This is a genomic window from Flagellimonas lutimaris, from assembly GCF_051494225.1.
GTDB lineage: Bacteria > Bacteroidota > Bacteroidia > Flavobacteriales > Flavobacteriaceae > Flagellimonas > Flagellimonas lutimaris_A.
In genome coordinates this window covers 454,738-473,892 of record NZ_JBNPYE010000001.1, presented here as the reverse complement: position 1 = coordinate 473,892, position 19,155 = coordinate 454,738, and the positions used below count along the sequence as shown (strand labels likewise).

The 19,155-nt window shown below is 40.8% G+C and carries 18 protein-coding genes and 1 tRNA gene; 13 read left to right on the top strand and 6 right to left on the bottom strand.

What is annotated here, in order from left to right; translation table 11 throughout:
* Positions 1–3: 3 nt before the first annotated feature.
* Positions 4–1,503, top strand: coding sequence for an LptF/LptG family permease (locus ACQQ5U_RS02150; protein WP_437395294.1), 1,500 nt, complete (start codon positions 4–6; stop codon positions 1,501–1,503).
* Entirely contained in the window at positions 1,500–2,639 is a 1,140-nt protein-coding gene (gene ribB, locus ACQQ5U_RS02145; protein WP_437395293.1) for a 3,4-dihydroxy-2-butanone-4-phosphate synthase, read from the top strand. The genes ACQQ5U_RS02150 and ribB overlap by 4 nt, the downstream gene beginning before the upstream one ends.
* Positions 2,640–2,837: 198 nt before the next feature.
* Here ribB and ACQQ5U_RS02140 read toward each other — a convergent pair whose 3' ends face one another.
* Together ACQQ5U_RS02140 and ACQQ5U_RS02135 are read right to left on the bottom strand one after the other, a co-directional pair.
* The gene (locus ACQQ5U_RS02140) at positions 2,838–4,031 is read right to left on the bottom strand and encodes a DegT/DnrJ/EryC1/StrS family aminotransferase (protein ID WP_437395292.1); all 1,194 of its coding nucleotides are present in this window, start codon (positions 4,029–4,031) and stop codon (positions 2,838–2,840) included.
* A gap of 14 nt (positions 4,032–4,045) precedes the next feature.
* Positions 4,046–4,798, bottom strand: coding sequence for a sulfite exporter TauE/SafE family protein (locus ACQQ5U_RS02135; protein ID WP_437395291.1), 753 nt, complete (start codon positions 4,796–4,798; stop codon positions 4,046–4,048).
* A 153-nt stretch (positions 4,799–4,951) separates the two neighbouring features.
* On the opposite strand from ACQQ5U_RS02135, the gene ACQQ5U_RS02130 reads away from it, so the two are divergent.
* Both ACQQ5U_RS02130 and ACQQ5U_RS02125 read left to right on the top strand, forming a co-directional pair.
* Positions 4,952–5,036: transfer RNA gene (locus ACQQ5U_RS02130), tRNA-Ser, on the top strand.
* 252 nt (positions 5,037–5,288) lie between these two features.
* Entirely contained in the window at positions 5,289–6,518 is a 1,230-nt protein-coding gene (locus tag ACQQ5U_RS02125; RefSeq protein WP_437395290.1) for a site-specific integrase, read from the top strand.
* Positions 6,519–7,195: 677 nt separating this feature from the next.
* Here the strand turns inward: ACQQ5U_RS02125 and ACQQ5U_RS02120 are convergent.
* The 3 genes from ACQQ5U_RS02120 to ACQQ5U_RS02110 form a co-directional block, all read right to left on the bottom strand.
* Positions 7,196–7,528, bottom strand: a complete 333-nt coding sequence (locus ACQQ5U_RS02120; RefSeq protein ID WP_437395289.1) for a cupin domain-containing protein — start codon at positions 7,526–7,528, stop codon at positions 7,196–7,198.
* Between the two features lie 436 nt (positions 7,529–7,964).
* Positions 7,965–8,099, bottom strand: coding sequence for a hypothetical protein (locus ACQQ5U_RS02115; protein ID WP_437395288.1), 135 nt, complete (start codon positions 8,097–8,099; stop codon positions 7,965–7,967).
* Positions 8,100–8,276: 177 nt separating this feature from the next.
* Complete coding sequence (locus tag ACQQ5U_RS02110) at positions 8,277–8,510, bottom strand: hypothetical protein (protein ID WP_437395287.1); 234 nt, start codon at positions 8,508–8,510, stop codon at positions 8,277–8,279.
* A gap of 129 nt (positions 8,511–8,639) precedes the next feature.
* Here ACQQ5U_RS02110 and ACQQ5U_RS02105 point away from each other — a divergent pair, with 129 nt between their 5' ends.
* The 7 genes from ACQQ5U_RS02105 (at position 8,640) to ACQQ5U_RS02075 (ending at position 16,277) form a co-directional block, all read left to right on the top strand.
* Positions 8,640–9,200, top strand: a complete 561-nt coding sequence (locus ACQQ5U_RS02105; RefSeq protein ID WP_321413687.1) for a helix-turn-helix transcriptional regulator — start codon at positions 8,640–8,642, stop codon at positions 9,198–9,200.
* Positions 9,201–9,413: 213 nt separating this feature from the next.
* On the top strand, positions 9,414–9,752 hold the full coding sequence (locus ACQQ5U_RS02100; RefSeq protein WP_321413689.1) for a cupin domain-containing protein: 339 nt from the start codon (positions 9,414–9,416) through the stop codon (positions 9,750–9,752).
* 47 nt (positions 9,753–9,799) lie between these two features.
* Positions 9,800–10,672 (top strand): SPFH domain-containing protein, encoded by an 873-nt coding sequence (locus tag ACQQ5U_RS02095; RefSeq protein WP_321413691.1) that lies wholly within the window; start codon positions 9,800–9,802, stop codon positions 10,670–10,672.
* A 13-nt stretch (positions 10,673–10,685) separates the two neighbouring features.
* Positions 10,686–11,348, top strand: coding sequence for a PIG-L family deacetylase (locus tag ACQQ5U_RS02090; RefSeq protein ID WP_437395286.1), 663 nt, complete (start codon positions 10,686–10,688; stop codon positions 11,346–11,348).
* A gap of 10 nt (positions 11,349–11,358) precedes the next feature.
* Positions 11,359–12,501, top strand: coding sequence for a glycosyltransferase family 4 protein (locus tag ACQQ5U_RS02085; RefSeq protein ID WP_321413695.1), 1,143 nt, complete (start codon positions 11,359–11,361; stop codon positions 12,499–12,501).
* Complete coding sequence (locus tag ACQQ5U_RS02080; protein WP_437395285.1) at positions 12,502–13,668, top strand: glycoside hydrolase 100 family protein; 1,167 nt, start codon at positions 12,502–12,504, stop codon at positions 13,666–13,668.
* 338 nt (positions 13,669–14,006) lie between these two features.
* Entirely contained in the window at positions 14,007–16,277 is a 2,271-nt protein-coding gene (locus ACQQ5U_RS02075) for a glycosyltransferase family 4 protein (protein WP_437395284.1), read from the top strand.
* Here the strand turns inward: ACQQ5U_RS02075 and ACQQ5U_RS02070 are convergent.
* Positions 16,267–17,727, bottom strand: a complete 1,461-nt coding sequence (locus ACQQ5U_RS02070; protein WP_437395283.1) for a glycoside hydrolase family 130 protein — start codon at positions 17,725–17,727, stop codon at positions 16,267–16,269. The two genes, ACQQ5U_RS02075 and ACQQ5U_RS02070, sit on opposite strands and share 11 nt — an antisense overlap.
* A gap of 757 nt (positions 17,728–18,484) precedes the next feature.
* Between ACQQ5U_RS02070 and ACQQ5U_RS02065 the strand changes: the two genes are divergently transcribed.
* The gene (locus ACQQ5U_RS02065; RefSeq protein ID WP_437395282.1) at positions 18,485–18,955 is read left to right on the top strand and encodes a hypothetical protein; all 471 of its coding nucleotides are present in this window, start codon (positions 18,485–18,487) and stop codon (positions 18,953–18,955) included.
* 20 nt (positions 18,956–18,975) lie between these two features.
* On the top strand, positions 18,976–19,131 hold the full coding sequence (locus tag ACQQ5U_RS02060) for a lmo0937 family membrane protein (protein ID WP_437395281.1): 156 nt from the start codon (positions 18,976–18,978) through the stop codon (positions 19,129–19,131).
* Positions 19,132–19,155: the final 24 nt, after the last annotated feature.

Sequence of the window (19,155 nt, the reverse complement as noted above, 5' to 3'; positions counted from 1 at the left end):
GCATTGAAAATACTTGATCAGTATATACTAAGAAGATTTCTTTACAACTTCTTCAGTTCCTTTTTCATTCTGATTGTCATATTCATTTTTCAGGGGATATGGCTGTTCATTGATGATTTAGCTGGAAAAGGACTTGGTATGGTAATTATTGGCAAGTTTATTTTCTACTTTATCCCTACCCTTATCGACAAGGTATTACCACTTACGGTACTGCTCTCCTCCATCCTTACCTTTGGTACTTTTGCAGAAAATTATGAGTTTGCAGCCATGAAAGCTTCGGGTATATCACTCCAACGGGGTATGCGAAGCCTTATAGTATTTGTACTGTTCCTAGGTTTAGTGACCTTCTTTTTTGCCAATGATGTAATTCCTAAGTCGGAACAAAAAATGTTCAACCTTAGGCGGAACATTGCCAAAGTAAAACCAGCCGCCGCCATTACCGAGGGTGTCTTTAGTGATTTCGAAGGAACCGGTGAGGGCATGAACATTAAGGTGGATAAAAAATATGGGGAACAAGATCGTTTTTTGGACAATGTCATCATCCATAAAAAAACCAAGCAGAACATCAACAATAGGGTAATCAAGGCAAAATCCGGTGAATTGATCAGTAGTGAAGAATCTGATATTATTCAATTAGTGTTGAAAGATGGTAACTACTACGAGGAGGTAATACCAAAAGATACCAAAGAAAGCAGAAAACAACCCTTTGCGAAGTCAAATTTTGAAACGTACACCATCAATATTGATATTTCCGAGCTCAACGAACAGGACTTGGAAGAAGACCAGAATATCACAACCAACAAAATGAAAAACGTAGGTCGCTTAATAAAGGATATCGACTCTCTTCGTGAAAACAATCTTGAAAAAGTAACGGCATTTTCCAAAAATGTGGTAACCCGGATGGGGGCTTTCCCTATAAAAATATCCAAAGATAGTGTTGAAAATAAATCAGTGATCACTCCCCCAGAAAAAGCAGAGGAAACCAAAATAGATTCCATTATAACTGTAGATGCGTTTTTGGGAAATTTGGAAATTTATGAACAAATCCAAGTGATGAAAAAAGCCCAGAACGAAATTTCCAGCATTCTGAACACAGTGAAGTCCAAAAAAGAGGAATTGCAAAGCAGGTACAAGTTTTATAATAGCCATATCTTGTCGCTACATCAAAAATATGCCCTTGCCCTTTCGTGTATTATTTTGTTTTTTGTGGGAGCACCGTTAGGAGCCATTATCCGAAAAGGAGGACTTGGATTGCCCATGGTAGTTGCCATTATCTTATTTTTGACTTATTACTTTATCGGGGTGTTTGCGGGCAACTATGCCAAAGAAGGAAACATTCACCCAGCCATTGGAGCCTGGCTCCCCACATTGATTATGTTGCCTTTGGGCGTTTCACTCACCAGAAGAGCAACCGCCGATAAAGGATTAATAGGATTTGGTCACTTTATAGACCGTATTAAATTATTATTTAAAAAGAAAGAAAAAGAAGCTGAGGACCAATGATCACCAAAGACAAAAAAATACAGCTAAACGCTATTGAAGAAGCCATTGCCGACATCAGACAAGGTAAGGTAATCATTGTAGTGGATGATGAGAATAGGGAAAATGAAGGTGATTTTTTGGCAGCAGCCGAATTGATCACACCCGATACCATAAATTTTATGGCCAAACACGGACGTGGACTTATTTGTGCTCCACTTACCGAAGGTCGGTGCAAAGAATTGGGACTCCATAAAATGGTAACCCACAATACCGACCCATTGGAGACCGCTTTTACAGTTTCCGTGGACTTAAGAGGAAAAGGTGTCACCACAGGGATTTCCGCTGGAGACAGGGCAAAAACAGTGCTTGCTCTTACGGATAAATCAACAAAGCCTCATGAACTGGCCAGACCTGGGCATATTTTCCCTTTGATTGCCAAAGAAGGTGGTGTTTTACGCCGAACCGGGCATACCGAAGCGGCCATTGACTTTGCCAGATTGGCGGGATTGGAACCGGCTGGTGTGATTGTGGAAATCATGAACGAAGATGGTTCCATGGCACGATTGCCACAACTTCTGAAAGTGGCGAAAAAATTTGACCTTAAAATTGTTTCCATCGAGGATTTAATAGCCTACCGCATGGAACACGATAGTTTGATCGAACTTAAGGAAGCCTTTACCATCCATACAAGATTTGGTGATTTTAGATTGCGTGCTTACAAGCAGACAACCAACGACCAAGTCCATATCGCCTTACTTAAAGGAAATTGGAAAAGTGGAGAACCGGTGTTGACCCGTATTAATTCCACCTTGGTAAACAATGATATATTGGGGACTTTAACAAACAACCCTGATGAAGGTTTGCAACGCATGTTCAATGCATTGAATGCTGAAGAAAAAAGTGCCATGATATTTATAAATCAAGGTAACCAATCAAAGAACCTTTTAACGAGGTTGTCCGAGTTTAAAAAACTTCAAGGTGAAGGCATTAGTAAAGCCCCAAAAATTGAAATGGACAACAAGGATTTTGGTATCGGTGCACAAATTCTTCATGATATCAATATTTCGAAGATTCGTTTATTGACGAATTCAAGTCAAACCAGACGTGTTGGTATGGTAGGTTATGGACTTGAGATAGTGGAATACGTGAATTACTAGCGAAGAATTTCCAGTTCAGGAATCTAGATTTTTTGCATTCCCTTCGACTGAGCTCAGGATAATCGTTTAAAATTAACACTTGCAATTGTCATTCCTACGAAAGCAGGAATCCAAATCCGTAAGGCTCTGAACCAATCCAGATAACTGTCGCAACAGTGTAGCGAGATTCTTCACTGCGTTCAGAATAACATAGAATACTTATATAGAAGATTTTACGGCTTCTACCATTGTATTGGCACGTTGAACAGCCTCTTCTTCCGACCATCCCAATTTAATCAAGCAGGAAATATTTCTGGACATCCATTTGTCGGATTCGGAAAAATCAGCCTTACTGTAGTCAGGTAACGACTCTTTTACATCTTTTGGTAAATTGCCCAACGATTTCAAATTGGTTAAATGCTCCCATTTTTTATAATAGTGCCAATTGTTGTTATACCAGTAAAAACATCCATCTACCCCATTTTCACTTAAAGCTTGATGTGATTTTTTTGAAATGTCTTCAGTGGGCAAGAAGAAATTCAGAAAAGAATAGTTCTCCTCTCCCCCATCCGGTACAGTTCTAAAAACTATTTCAGGAATGCTTGACAATGCTTCCCTAAGAATAGTGTAGTTTCTTTTCTGAATAGCTATAAACTCATCCAAACGGGACACTTGCGCTACACCAACCGCAGCATTCATTTCAGAGATTCGGAAATTATATCCTAAAAACGGATGTCCCTCTGCTCCCCTATTGTTTCCGATATGGTCGTGACCGTGGTCGGAGTATTTATGGGCATTTTCATAATACGCTTTATTGTTGGTAATGACAGCTCCGCCCTCTCCACAAGTAATCGTCTTTACATAATCAAAAGAAAAACACCCTAAATCTCCAATACTTCCCAAAGGTTTTCCATCGTAGGTTCCTCCAATGGCCTGGCAGGCGTCTTCTAACAACAATAATCCATGTTTATCACAAATAGCTTTCAAGGCATCTAAATTGGCCATGGAACCACACATATGTACGGGCATCACCACTTTGGTTCTTGGAGTGATGGCATTTTCAACAGCTTGAGGTTTCAAAGTCAAGGTATCATCAATATCAACCAAAACAGGAACAGCGCCCAATGCCAAAATAGATTCAAAACTGGCCACAAAGGTGAAAGTGGGCATAATCACTTCATCCCCTGCTCCAATACCCGCACTTGCCAAGGCCACGGTCAATGCCGCCGTACCACTACTTACGGCATGTGCGTATTTAGATTGCATTCTTTCCGCCAAACCGTTTTCAAGCTCCTTCGTTTTCCAATGTCCGTTGCGCATGGCATCAAATCCGTAGCGCATCAGCACTCCAGAGTCCATAACATCTTGCACTTCTTTTCTTTCCTTGTCCCCAAAAAGTTCAAATCCAGGCATACTACTATTTTATTTTAAAAGAACCATAGTTTGATAGCCATCAGTACAACGGCAATTACTAAAAATGTTTTTATAAATCCATCTCCTTTTTTAACGGAGAACCTGCTGGCAAACCATGCTCCCGAACCATTTCCAATGGCCAAAATAAGCCCTAGCTTCCAATCAACTTTGTCATTGAATACAAAAACCGCCAATGCCGCCAACATATAAATAAAAACCACGGCTACTTTGGTCGCATTTACCCGAACCAAATTCATTCGATTATAAAAATGCATGAACAACATCATTAAAAAACCAAGACCTGCATTAATAAAACCTCCATAAATCCCAAAGAGGAAAAACACGATCAAACTTATCCAAAGGTACTTGCCCGTTAGACGTTCCTGCATCTCCTCCACTCGCATTTTGGGCTTAAAAATAATAATAAGCACCACGGCAATCATCACAATGGCCAAGATCCGGTTAAAGGTCTCCCCATCTATATCCACAGCAATGTATGCACCAATGATAGAGCCTAAAAAGGCAGAAATCCCTAAATAAACATTAAATGGATAAGTACTGATTCCCTTGCTCTTAAAACCAGCAGTTGCCATTGCTGTTTGAATCACTATGGCTACCCTATTGGTACCGTTCGCCACAGCAGGCGGCAATCCTAAAAAGATAAGTGTGGGCAGGGATAACAAGGAACCACCTCCTGCTACCGTGTTTATAAATCCTACCGCAAAACCTACAGCGACCAAGAGCAAATAGTGGTACCATTCTAGCATTACACAAAGGTATGACCATTGTTTAAAAGGACATACTCATTTTTAGAAAGTTTGGTTTCTGTCTATTAAAAAAACATTGAGTAATTTATTTTAACAATTAATCAAAAAGGTCTTTTAGGATAAGAAAAAGCTTTATATATTTGCACCCGCTTAGGAGGAATGGCAGAGTGGTCGAATGCGGCAGTCTTGAAAACTGTTGAGGGTCACACCTCCGGGGGTTCGAATCCCTCTTCCTCCGCTGTGAGATATCATCTCAAAACATTAAACCCTGTAAATCAAGAATTTACAGGGTTTTTCATTTTTTATGGTATCAAATAATATCATTTGAAACCATATCAAAAAGTACCCCTTTCGGTGCCCCCTCCAATCTCATCAAAAAGGGGCACCTAATAACAATTAAAATGTTGTATACCAGATATTTATAATTACAATTGTTTAATATTTTTTTCCTAATTTCAAGGCAAATAATGTTAAAATCGGTGTCACTTTTATGGTATCTCTTCTATTCTATCTCAGAAAATACAAACAAGACCGCATTGGCAGGTCAACTATTTATGTCAGAATTACAATCGACGGAAAGCGTGCTGAGTTCAGTACAAGACGCAAGGTGCACCCCAGTACATGGGATGCGGCATATGGTAAGGTATTGGGGTTCTCCCAAGAAGTAAGGCAGTTAAATTCCTATTTGAGCAAGATACGCACTGACCTTTACCTCCATGCAGACAAATTGAGGGGTCGAGATCAAGCGCTCACCGCGGTGTCACTTAAAGAGTCCTATTTGGGATTGGACAGGCCCAGCAAAATGCTTTTGGAGATATTTCAGGAACACAATGACAGGGTCAATGAACTAATTGGAAAAGATTTCGCTGCCGGTACAGCAGAACGGTACAAAACCGCAAAAAGCCATCTCAGCGAATATCTCCGAAGGGAACTCAGAAAAAAGGATATTCCAATACAGCATGTAGACCATGCCTTCATTTCAGGGTTTGAATATTACTTGAAGACCAAAAGAAAATGTAGCCACAATACGGCCATTAAATATGTGGTCAACTTTAAAAAAATAATTCGGATCGCCTATGCCAATGGTTGGATTACCAAAGACCCTTTTGCCAATTGGAAAGCAAGATTGAAAAATGTTGAACGGGAATTTCTGACCAATGAAGAACTACAACAATTGATGGATCATCCTTTTACAAATGAACGCTTGGAGCATGTAAGGGATTGTTTTGTTTTCTGCTGCTTTACCGGATTGGCCTATGCGGATGTAAAAAAATTGACGCATGACGATTTTGTGATAGGGATTGACGGAGACCTTTGGATCAATACCAGACGTACCAAGACTAACACCAAAAGTAATATTCCTGTTTTGCCTACTGCCTTGATGATCCTCGAAAAGTATGAGCACAGTCCCTTACTCGTGGATAAAAAGGTATTGCCTGTATTGACCAATCAAAAAATGAATGCCTATTTAAAGGAAATAGCGGACCTCAGCGGAATCAACAAACACCTGACCACTCATTTGGCCAGACATACTTTTGCGACCACTGTAACCCTCTCCAATGGCGTCTCCATTGAATCCGTAAGCAAGATGTTGGGGCATAAATCACTCCGAACAACACAACATTACGCCAAGATTTTGAACAGAAAAGTGAGTGAGGACATGCAACTATTAAAAAAGAAACTTAACTTTCAGCAAAAGGTCTTATCCAAAAATACCTAAGCTTTTTGTCCCATAATCTTACACCTAACTTTTGCACGTGTTTTCTGTTTTTATACTATAGCGTTTAGAATATTTATTTTAAATGTTTTATGTATTTTATTTTTTCCATAAAAGCTTCAAAAAAGTGCCTGTCACGCAGGGGATCTCGGGTTCGAGTCCCGTTCAATTCTGAATTGGAATCTATTGATCAAGCTAAAGAGTTAAGAATATCAGGACGGACAAGAAAACTGAAATGAGAAGGGTTGTTGAATTGAAGGTGCCATATAACCAATTGTGAGCCAATCTACCTACAATTTTCATGGAGTGGTGATAGTAATTGTATTGGTATTTTTTAATCATAAGGTATCTGTACCCTCCTCTGATACCGCCCACCGTTAAGTGAATTAGAACGAACTTAATAATTATAGATGCCATGTTCAATTTCAATGATGATCATTTATCTGTTTTAGAATCGATAACTTACCTCTATACGGCTTAAGTTCACAGTCCAAATAAACCAATTCATTTGCCGCAGGGTTGTTTGGGATGGCACAGTAGTACACCTTACGGACGTACAACCGCACGACAAGCACGACACATGGCCTTACCTTTGCGCAAACAAGATCTCCTTTTTTGTATCTATTTATTATGATATTCCTTTTCATTGAATCTGCTTTTGTGTCGATGAAGTCTATGGGTCATTCATCTTTTATGGTGACGCATAACATCTTGAACCTTTGGTTTGCTTCAATGGAACTGAAAGCTAATGCTGGAATAAGTATGGAATCCCCGTTCTGCATAAAAGTGGAATTACCGTTTATGACGACCTCGGCCTTTCCTTCAATAATATGAAGGAATCGAATAAAAGGGGATTCTTTATGGGACAATACCTTACCAAAATCAAATGCGAATGCCTGTATGACGCAATTGTTCTGAACACTGATATTTTTGACCAATATAGCATTGGAATTGAACTCCAGTATATCCGCCAGATTAAATGTGATGGATTCTTCAAATTCACCTGTCTGCATGGTTTATGATAGGATTGTGGTATTTCTATTTCTATTCCGACCTATTTTTGGCATCCCGTTTTGCCTTTTTGGCCGCCTTTTTTTCTTTAGGTGATTTTAAAGGAGTTGTCTTGTCTGATTTTCGCTTACCTTCTTTTTCTTTGGACATAGATCTTATTTTTAGTTGATATTGATTTTACTTTTTATAACATGGTCTCTAGAAACAGCATTGCCACATAGACGGTGAAGAGGATGAAACATTTTCGCATTTGGGTATTGATTTACCATTGAATATTGATTTGAAAACCTAAAAATTATGTAGGCCATCGTCCTTTTGGGAGTTTAGCGCTTAAGGATTGAAAAGGGCAGTGTTTTTTAGTTCCTGCCCTTTTTTGAGCTTCCAAAAAAATATCAGAAGCCTTACCAACCAACCAACTAAATCAGTACTTTTTTGGCCTTAAATAAACCAGAGGCGATCCTTGTTTGGGCTATCTCCTTCTTTGGCCAGGCCGTTTCTTCCGTTGTAAAACATCGGTCTAAAGAAATCCCTGACTTTTTTAAAGGCAACTTGCGTAAAATTGTTCTTTTTCATAGGGTATAATTTACTGTTAGCATTTTGATTAAGGATGAACAACACAAAGTTGGTGTATTCCCTTCAGGGGCTCGCTACAGAAATATTCAGAAATATTACATATATCATAGGTTAACAGGGTTTGGATTACATTCTCTATAAATAGCAATCATAGCTTTCGCTTAAATCCTGTATGGTTTAAATCATACTGCTTCCCTTTTCGAAAACCCGCAGCTGCGCTTTAAGAAATTTGCAATACTCCTCAAATTCATTTTCTGATATTCCTTTGTTTTCATAGTTTAAAAAGAGTGGTGTTTCCAATAAATTGTCGTATATTACTGGGAAGTCCATTTGAAAGGAAAGGGTCAGATCAAAAATCTCTTGCAACAGTTGATTATCATTTCTTTTGTTATGTACTATTTTACTTTTCATATCATTAGAAGGTAAGCATATATCCCATCCTGGTGTTTATATAATTTCCAAAAAGAGTTGTATAAATCACATATCAACGACCATTTCGCTTCGCTTGCTCAAGAACAACTAATTCATAATTCAAGAACAATGTTCCTATATATAAAATACATGGTGAGCTTGCGTTGCAAGATGGTGGTCAAGGAAGAACTCAAAAAGCTGGGGCTCCATTATGTCAACATAGATCTTGGAACCATAGAAATTTTGGAGGACATCACTGATTTTCAAAGAGATGCTTTACGTAAGAACCTTAAGAAATATGGTCTAGAACTTCTGGATGACAAAAGGAAGATCATCATTGAAAAAATCAAGTCGTTGATCATAGAAATGATCCATTATTCGGATGAACTGCCCAAGGTGAACTACTCCGATTACATCAGCGAAAAATTAGGCTATGACTACACCTATTTGGCAAATACCTTTTCTGAAGTAAAGGGAATCACCATTCAGCAATTTATAATCATCCATAAAATAGAAAGGATAAAAGAGCTTTTGCTCTATGATGAGTTGAACCTGACCGAAATATCCTATTTGTTGCATTATAGCAGTGTCTCACATTTATCGAACCAGTTTAAAAAAATTACGGGACTAACGCCTTCATATTATAAAAAACTAAAAAAGAAGCGTCTTAAAAACCTGGAGGATCTTTGATTGCTTTGGAAAGGTAAAATTACCATTTTCAAATTTTTCGGTATGCAACCAAGAGGTTACTTCTCCAAATCTTGACCCCACGATAAATGTGGGAAAACTGCAACTATTCCTCTTTCCCATGTAATACATTATCCTTAAAGATTCCGCACCTTTATTCTGGTTGAATGGAGGGAATAAATGCCCCACTTCCTTCCTTCCCATAAAGTCTTAGCTATGGAAAATGTAGATGTCGAAAAATCAAAAGTCTTTATTATCGTCGAAATTATTGAATATGTTCCCAATGCAGTGGTCATAAAGACCATCATAAAAAAAACTACCGGAAATGTCACCGCGGTCTCCTTTGATTCAGGCGAGATCCTGACGGAAAAAACATCTCCTTTTGATACGTTCATCCAAATCATCGAAGGGAGGGCCGAAATATCGATCAATGACAATTCACAGACTCTGGAAACTGGCCAATCCATTATCATCCCTGCCCATTCAAAGAATGCCATAAAGGCGAACGAGCGGTTCAAAATGATCTCCACTATCATTAAAAGCGGTTACGAATAACCGCATTTTGGACAAACTCCGATAAAACAATTTTTAAACAGTTCGATATGTACACCTATCTTTTAGTCATTCTTCCATTCTTGATCTTCCTTTTGGTAGGGGTCAAAATCGTTCGGCCAACACAAAGGGGCTTGATTGAAAGATTGGGAAAATATTCGGGTTTCGCCGGCCCCGGCTTTCATTGGATCATCCCAATGGTTGACCGTATGTTCATCATCAACGTAACAGAACAAATGGTGGATGCCGAACCACAGGAGATCATCACCAATGATAACCTGAACGCCAGCGTGGATGCCCAGGTATATTTTAGGGTAAAGGACAACGAAGAGAGTGTCAAGGGATCCATTTACAATGTGAACAACTATAGGTATCAAATCGTAAACCTTGCCCGAACCACCCTTAGGAACATCATTGGTACATTGACCTTAAAATCGGCCAATAGTGAACGGGGCAAGATCAACGCGGAGCTGTACAAAACGCTCCATACGGAAACCATGGGTTGGGGCATTGAAATTGTAAGGACCGAGTTAAAGGAAATTGACCCGCCCAAGGATGTGCAGGAAACCATGAACAAAGTGGTAAAGGCCGAAAACGAAAAAATTGCGGCCATAGATTCGGCCACAGCGGCAGAAACGGTCGCGGATGGCATCAAAAGGGCAAAAATAAAAGAGGCCGAAGGGTACAAACGGGCCAAGATACTCCACGCCGAAGGCGAGGCTGAGGCCATAAAGCTCGTGAACGAGGCCGCAGATAAGTTCTTTATCGGCAACGCACAGATCCTCAGAAAACTGCAGGCCGTGGAAACCTCTATGGAGAAAAACTCCAAAATAGTGGTCCCCGCGGGAAGTGAACTGGTCAACATCATTGGGGAAATGGCCGGGGCCGTACTTCCAATTGCCAAAAAAATAAAAATGGAATAAAACCAAAAGCTCTATGAAAAAGCTCAAATCCATGGAGAAAAAAAACATCTTGGTCATTGTTGCACACCCCGATGATGAAACCTTGTGGTGCGGTGGAATCATGCTGATGCATCCGGAGCATCATTGGTTCATTGCCTGTTTATGCCGGAAAAATGACCCTGATCGTGGCCCAAAATTTAAAAAAGCGCTTGCCATTTATAAAGCTGAGGGCCGTATGGGCAATCTGGACGATAGCGCGGAACAAAGACCGCTCAACAAAAACGTGGTGAAAAAGGCCATTGAAAAACTGCTTCCCAGGCAGAATTTTGAACTTGTCCTCACGCACAGTCCCACTGGTGAATATACCAGGCATCTGCGTCATGAAGAAATAGGCAGGGCGGTAATCGAGTTATGGAGCGAACAAAAAATTTCCACCGATGAACTGTGGACCTTTGCTTTTGAGGATGGCTACAAAAAATACTATCCCCAAGCGATTAAAGCTGCAAACATCCATCAAACGCTTCCAAAATCCATTTGGAAGGAAAAATACCGGATAATTACTGAAGTATACGGATTTGAGAAAACAGGGTTCGAAGCGAAAACAACACCAAGGGAAGAAGCCTTTTGGAAATTTGATGACCGTATAGATGCTCAAAAATGGTTGGAACACGAGGGAATTCAACAACAACCCACCTAAGATTTAAAACATGAAAGTTCTGGTCCTTTACGATTACCCCCCTTCTCCCGGTGGTCTTGCAACCCAGGGAGACCTACTTTATCGAGGACTCTTGGAACTGGGTGTGGATGCCCATGCGGTCCATTTTGAATCGGCGCAGGAAAAAGAGTGGTACTACCGGTGGTTCGAGCCGGATGTGGTGGTGGGCATTGGGTATTGGGGCCATACCCCTCACTTGGTACTGCACCCACAGCGCTATGGAACCGTCCCTGTCCCTTGGCTGGTTGCCGATGGGTACATTGCCAACTATCAGGAAGTATTGAACGAACTGCCCCTGATCTTGGTAACGTCCAATTGGGTCAAGGAAATGTACGTAAGGGATGGCATCAAGGCCTCAACCATTGAGGTACTGCCTGTTGGGTGTGATACCACATCTTTTATCCCTTTTGACAAGAACGACCCTAAAATTGTAGCGGTACGGGAGTCATTGGGCATACCCCCACAACAATTAATGATCTTGACCGTTGGTGGTGATGCCGCTTCCAAAGGAGCCCAAGAGGTGATGCAGGCATTGGCGATCATCGACGCCAAGGCACCTGATTGGAAATATGTCTGCAAAGTATGGCCCCAACCCAGAACCAAGGCCCAGAACCTCTTAGATCTGGAAATGGCCACCCATTTAGGCATTGAAAAGAATGTCACCTACGCCACCAATACCGTTTCCAGAAATTTCATGCCGTACCTTATCGGTGCCTGTGATATTTATGCGGCCCCATCCCGTTTGGAAGGGTTCGGGATGCCACAAGTTGAGGCCGGGGCCTGTGGAAAACCCGTGATCGGCATCAAGGCCATGGGGATGCTGGATACACTGATACACCAAAAAACGGCCTTTCTTGCCGAAGTGGCCCAAAAAATCGTGGTCAAAGAAGTGGTATTGGGAAAGGAATCAGGCTTTGAAAACAAACACAAAATCGAGTTCGATATCCCTAGAACGGTTGATTACCGTGCCAATGTACAGGATATAGCCAAGTATATGTTTACGCTCATGAACAATGAAGACCTACGGATTGAAATGGGGAAGGCTGCGAGAGAACATGTGGTTGAAAGTTTTGACTACAAGGTTGTGGCCAAAAAATTCATACAGATCATACAGGATAAACTGGGAATTGATTAAATGACCTCAGAAAACCAAAAATTGATAAAATCCGCAGAAGTGGCCGCTCTGGAAGTGCTCTTGCACAATTCAAAAGGCCCGTTTCTTAATCTGCCGCGAACAGCAGGTTGGGGGTATCCCGAACCCTATACCCGTGACCTTTTGATTTCAGTCCTGGGGATTGCGACAACCAACAATGCCGAGCTATTGCAAACTGTACGCAATGTTTTGTTGATGTTGGCCCAAAACCAATCCAAAAAAGGCCATATTCCCTCTTTGGTCCATGATAAGGAAGGCCGGGGTGCCAGTGATACCACTCCTCTTTTTTTAATTGCTGTAGGAATTTTCAGAAAAGTCACCAATGAACCTCTTTTTTTAGAAAATTCAATAAAAACAGCCCTTTTATGGATGGAATACCAAAGTCCATCTGACCACTATATGGTGGCACAACTGCCCACCAGCGATTGGCGCGACGAGCAATGGGTCTTGGGTCATGGACTGTTTGTCAATACGTTGGCCTATACCTATCTAAAATTATTCGGGAAGACGAAGAGGGCTGAAAAATTACGTTTTGAAATTGAGCGGCCCATCTTCAACTCAAATCAAGCAAAAAACCAAGGCCATGAAGGACTCGTCATTCCTCATCAATCCTATTATGCGCTTTGGGCCTATAAAGTGTACAGTAGTGAACGGTTCGACCTGTTGGGCAACAGTATGGCCATTCTATCGGGGCTTGCCTCTCCATCAAAAGCGCAGGAAATAATCGATTGGGTTGAGACATCATGTAATTCGATGCAAAAAAACAAAGAGTTGTCCGTTGACCTTCCTCCGAATTTTTTCCCATTTATCTACCGGGACGATTCCGATTGGCGGCCCAGATATGCCGATTTCAACCAACCAGGGGATTACCATAATGGTGGTATATGGCCTTTTGTATTGGGATTTTACATTGCAGCATTGGTGGCCGTTAAGCAATATGATCTGGCCGAGAAAAAGCTATTGGAGTTGACCAAACTTATCACAATAGGCAAATACAAGGAACTTGGGTTTGGTTTCAATGAATGGTACAAGTCCCAAAACGGTAAACCCATGGGGCAGGACTGGCAGACCTGGAGCGCATCAAACTACTTATACGCGGCCCGATGTGTGGCAGAAAAAAGGACACCTTTTTTTGATGCTATTAGATAACAATCTTATGGAACCAGCCCATTCCGCATCATTTGCAACAGCAATCAAACCTGTGAATTATGTAACTCTATTTCTTTTTTATTCAACTTTCTTCTTTGGTTTTACAATATCTTATAGTTGTTTTCCAACTAAAATTTGGAAGAACCAATTTCATTAAAACAAAAGAACATGTCAAAAGGAAACAAGACCCCTGCAAAGTCCAATAAACCGAAACTTATCCAAAATATTAAGGAGAAACAGGCGCATAAGGAAGCCAAGGAAAGTTTCAAAAATAGAAAATATAAAGGGCGTGTCTTATAGATGGTTTCCTTGCAATTTTTAACGTATTACACCCTAAGATGAAACTAGCTTATATCGGCACCTATCCACCACGTGAATGTGGTATTGGGACGTTTACCCAAAACCTTGCCCATGCCATGTTGGAAAACGGCGAGGGAGTGAAAGAAATTATGGTTTTTGCCATGAACGACCATAACCAGAAATATCTCTACCCACCTGAAGTAAAACTGAGCATCAACCAAGAACAGCAAACCGATTATCTGGAAGCCGTCAACTATATCAATCTCAGTGGGGCGGATGCCTGTATCCTTGAGCATGAGTTTGGCATATTTGGTGGCCAGAGCGGCGTTTATATCCTGCCCCTCCTCCACCGTCTGAACATTCCGTTGATCACAACCTTGCATACCATTCTGGAAACACCTTCCTATAATGAAAAGGCCATTTTAAAGGAGATTTGTAAAATGTCCGATAAAATTGTGGTGATGAGCCACAAGGCCATTCGCTTTCTGATGGAAATATACGATGTGCCCAAGGAAAAAATAGTGCTAATAGAACACGGTGTCCCTGACATTCATTTTGATAAACAGGAGTCGAGGACGGAGTTTAAACTGAATGAAAAGAAGCTGCTCCTGACCTTTGGTTTCATCGGCAGAAACAAAGGCATCGAAACGGTGATCAATGCCTTGCCGCAAATCATTGAAAAACACCCTGAAGTTTTGTACATCGTCCTGGGAAAAACGCATCCCAATGTGTTGCGGCATTCAGGGGAAGAATATCGAAATTATCTCCAGGTCCAAATAAAAACGCTAAAACTTAATGAACATGTGCTGTTGCTCAATGAGTTTATAGACGAAAATGAACTCTTTAAATATCTTTCCGCCTGCGATATTTATATTACCCCTTACCTCAGCGAGGCACAGATTACCAGTGGCACACTTTCCTACGCCATGGGTGCGGGCTGCGCCGTAGTCTCCACTCCCTATTGGCATGCCGCAGAATTGCTGGCCGAAGACAAAGGACGCCTTTTTGATTTTAACGATTCCCACGGCCTGTCCCAGGTTTTGAATGAATTGTTGGAGCACCCAGAAATCCTTAACCAGATTCAAGATAAAGCTGAGGAATACGGGCAAAACATAACCTGGCCCAAAATCGGTAAAAAATATACTGAACTTATAACACAGGTGCTATCGATACCCAAGGAGCCCTCGCCGAAGAAAGAAAACGACATAGACCCTTTGCTGTTGCCCCCGTTTTCGTTGGCCCATATTAAAAGATTGACCGATGACACCGGTATTATCCAACATGCAAAATTTGGGATTCCCAACCTGAAGGAAGGCTATTGTTTGGATGATAATGCCCGGGCGCTTTTAATGGTCTGTATGACCTACAAACAGAAAAAAGATCCACTGGCCCTGGAGTTCATGCCCATTTATTTGAGCTATATCCATTACATGCAGAACAAGGACGGTACTTTTCGGAATTTTCTGAGCTTCAACCGAAATTTTTTGGATGAAAAAGGTTCCGAAGATTCTTTTGGGCGAACCATTTGGGCCCTGGGGTATCTTTTGGGAAATGCTCCCAACGATGCCTATTATCAAACAGGCAAACTGGTCTTTTTTGATGCAGCTCCCAACTTTGAGAACATCAAATCCATCAGGGGAATTGCCAACACCATGATCGGGATCAGCCATTATCTCAGGACCAACACCTCTGATGATGCCATGAAAGGTACCTTGCACAAATTGGCCAATATACTTGTTTCCCATTATGAACAGACCCAAACCGAAAACTGGGAATGGTTTGAATCGCTTCTGGCGTATGATAATGGCATTCTCCCCTTGGCACTGCTTCACGCAGCCGAGGTTCTTGAAGATGATACGATTTCTAAGGTTGCCTTTATCACCATGGATTTTCTCACTGAACATACACTAAAAGACGACTATTTGTCCATTATCGGAAATGCAGCTTGGTATGTAAAGGACAAGGAACGTTCCATGTTCGCGCAACAGCCCATCGATGCCGAGGCCATGGTGCTTATGTACCATCAAGCTTATGTATTGACGGGTAATCGGGATTTTCTGAAAAAATTGTTCACCTCGTTCATGTGGTTTTTGGGCGAAAACGATATGCGTATGAGCCTTTATGATTTTGAGACCAAAGGATGTTGCGATGGTTTTGAAAACTATGGAGTAAACAGAAATCAGGGGGCCGAAAGCTCATTGGCCTATCTTATTTCACATTTAACCGTATTACAGGCCTATGAGGAGTCTTTTCAATCTGAGGAAATTAAGATATTAAATACCGAAAGATTGTCCATGACTAGTTTTTAAAAGCTTCAAAAAGCGCTTCCATTTCCACCACGGCATAGGTAGCGGAATAATCCGATACGGCATAGGGGAGTATCAAACTGTCATTATGGATGATGGACCCGCAGGAATAGACCACATTGGGCACATACCCTTCCCGTTCTTCCTCCAAGGGCATTAACAAAGGTTCTTCCAAACGGCCAATCTCCTTGGATGGGTCATCCAAATCGAATAAGGAGGCTGAGATACAGTATCTTCTCATAGGCCCTACCCCATGCGTGATCACAAGCCATCCGTTTTCAGTCCATAGGGGGGAGCCACAATTTCCTATTTGTGTGAACTCCCAAGGAAACTTTGGTTTCTGGAGAAGTATGGGGTTGTTCCATAACGTGGGCCTATCCGAATACATGAGATAATTGTTCACGCCATCGATTCGGGAAAGCATTGCATATTTACCCTTAATTCTTTTAGGGAAAAGCGCCAGGTTCTTGCCTATGGCACCATTTCCATGCAAGGGCATGATCCTGAACGTATAGAAATCATCAGTGGACAGCAATTTGGGCAATATGGCATCGCCATTATAGGCGGTATAGGTGGCATACACCTTTACGCTGCCATCACTTTCGGTAAAACGTACAAAACGGGCATCTTCGATTCCCCTGCTTTCCGATGCTGAAATTGGGAATATGACGCGTTCGCTCAAGTCGGAATCATGCTCAAAGACTATGTCGTAATAGGAATCCACTAGCCAAGTAATTTCTTCGAGCGCCAACCTTTTTTCAAGACTAATGGCCGGGTCATACAATACTTTCTTTACAGCGTTTTTTAGAACATAGTACTCGAATCTGTCCGGCAGTTCTTCCATAATACTTTTTGAATACTTTAAAGGGATGCGCATCTCCCGCATCTTTTTTACAAATCGGCCTTTGTCATAAAGCTTTTTATGGGAGATTTCCGCCATGTCGATCGACTTGCCGACGCTCATTAAATGGAGCTCGTTATTTTTATCGATTATTCCCCTTCTGAAAACTATGGAAGAGATATGCCCTTCCCCTGTTGCCCGAAACGAAAGGATCACTCGCATTTCACCCTCCTCCAAATAAGACTGGTCAAAATCTTGGATAATGGAAGGATTGAAAAATGCCGCGGATTCTATGGAATATTCCATGGTAAGATAGGAACCGATAAGCATTTTTCGCTCATTGGAAATTCCATCAAAATCAACATTCATTTGCTCAATGATGCTTCTGACACTATCACAATGCTTATGGAAAAGCTTGGAAATGTTACGGTGCCTGCTTGCAAATTCCCTGAGGGTCTGCTCCAAGGAGTCTTTCACCTGACTTTCACTCATTCCGAAAATAAGGGAAAGCAAATCCATGGTGCGCTGTTCCCCGTTCATAAAGGAGCGGGCCACGACCCTACTGGCATCGGGCAGGAATTTTACGTGCTTGCGTGTTACCGAAACCCTCATGAGCCTTTAGTTTTGGAGAATGCTCGATGGATAACATAACTAGTAAATTCCAAGTTTTTTTTATCTGTCATTTTTTACTTTTTGTTTAAAACTGTCAATTTTTGTTCAGCAATGCTTATATAAGTACTGTTTTCGTGATCAAAATTCTCCTCCCATTTCTGGAAGACACCCAACAATAAAACCAAAATGTTCAAAAAAGGACTAAATGCTGTTTTTGATGTAAGTTTTCTAAAAAGTTGTGAAGTATTGATGAATAGGCGCTTACATCCTCTTTTTTGATTCAGCTATAAAGTATTGACTTAGAAAGGATTTCAATAAAATTGAATCCTCATAAAGGTAGTCATTAAACTGTTCCATTCGACCTAATGTTAATATTCTTTATAAATGTAAAGCGATGGTTTTGATACTTTGATATATTAATCCAGTGCCGTTGGAATCCGTTGTATAATGCATATCAATGACCAAAAAATAAATACGTTTTTAGATATACTGTTTACCACTAAAACTTAGGGTTTTTCCAACTGGATTTTTGGATTCCAGCACCAAGGTAACTGCTGAAATTGTCAAGAATTCCACAACTATATTCTTGTACCATCCACTCCAGGACATTCCATCATTAAAATGATTGAGGGGTATACAGAGCCTGCTACTATGCAAATGTGTGAATGATGTAACTAATATAAGTTACTACGTAACGCTTATCGATGGTTATCGAGTCACCTTTGTCCCGTGAAATGTTTCACATAAAATATTCATCATGAACTACAGAACAAAAACATCAACCCTGATTTTTGGATTGGCATCTTTTGCCACTGCCATTTTCTTTTTTAATGGCTGCAAATCGCCAACCGAAAACAAGGCTATAACAAAAACAGCTGAAGCCAAGGAAAATCTAGCTGATGCAAAAGAAACTCTTGACAAGGCCAAGAAAGAATACGTCCTTAGATACGAAGCATTCAAACTGGAATCGGACAAGAAAATTGCAGAAAACGAAAAGATCATTGCCGAGTTAAAGAAAAAGGCCAAGATGGAAAGCAATGCTGCCAAAGAGGATTTTGAAAAAGAGCTTGCCCTATTGGAGCAAAAAAACCAATCGCTGAAAGAAAAAATGAGCTACTACAAAGAAGAAGGCGATAATGAATGGGAATCTTTTAAGCTCGAGTTTGACCAAGATATGGACAACCTGGGAAAAGCATTAAAGGACCTGACTAAAAATAACACAAATTAATTTGTACTAAGACTAAAATTATGGGAAATCTACTTTACACAGTTGCCGTAATATTGATTATTGCTTGGGCCATTGGATTTCTAGGGTATAATGCGGGAGGAATCATACACGTTTTACTGGTCATTGCAATCATTGCGATTATATTACGTATAGTTCAAGGAAAAAAATCCATATAACTATGGAAATATGTCCATAAATCA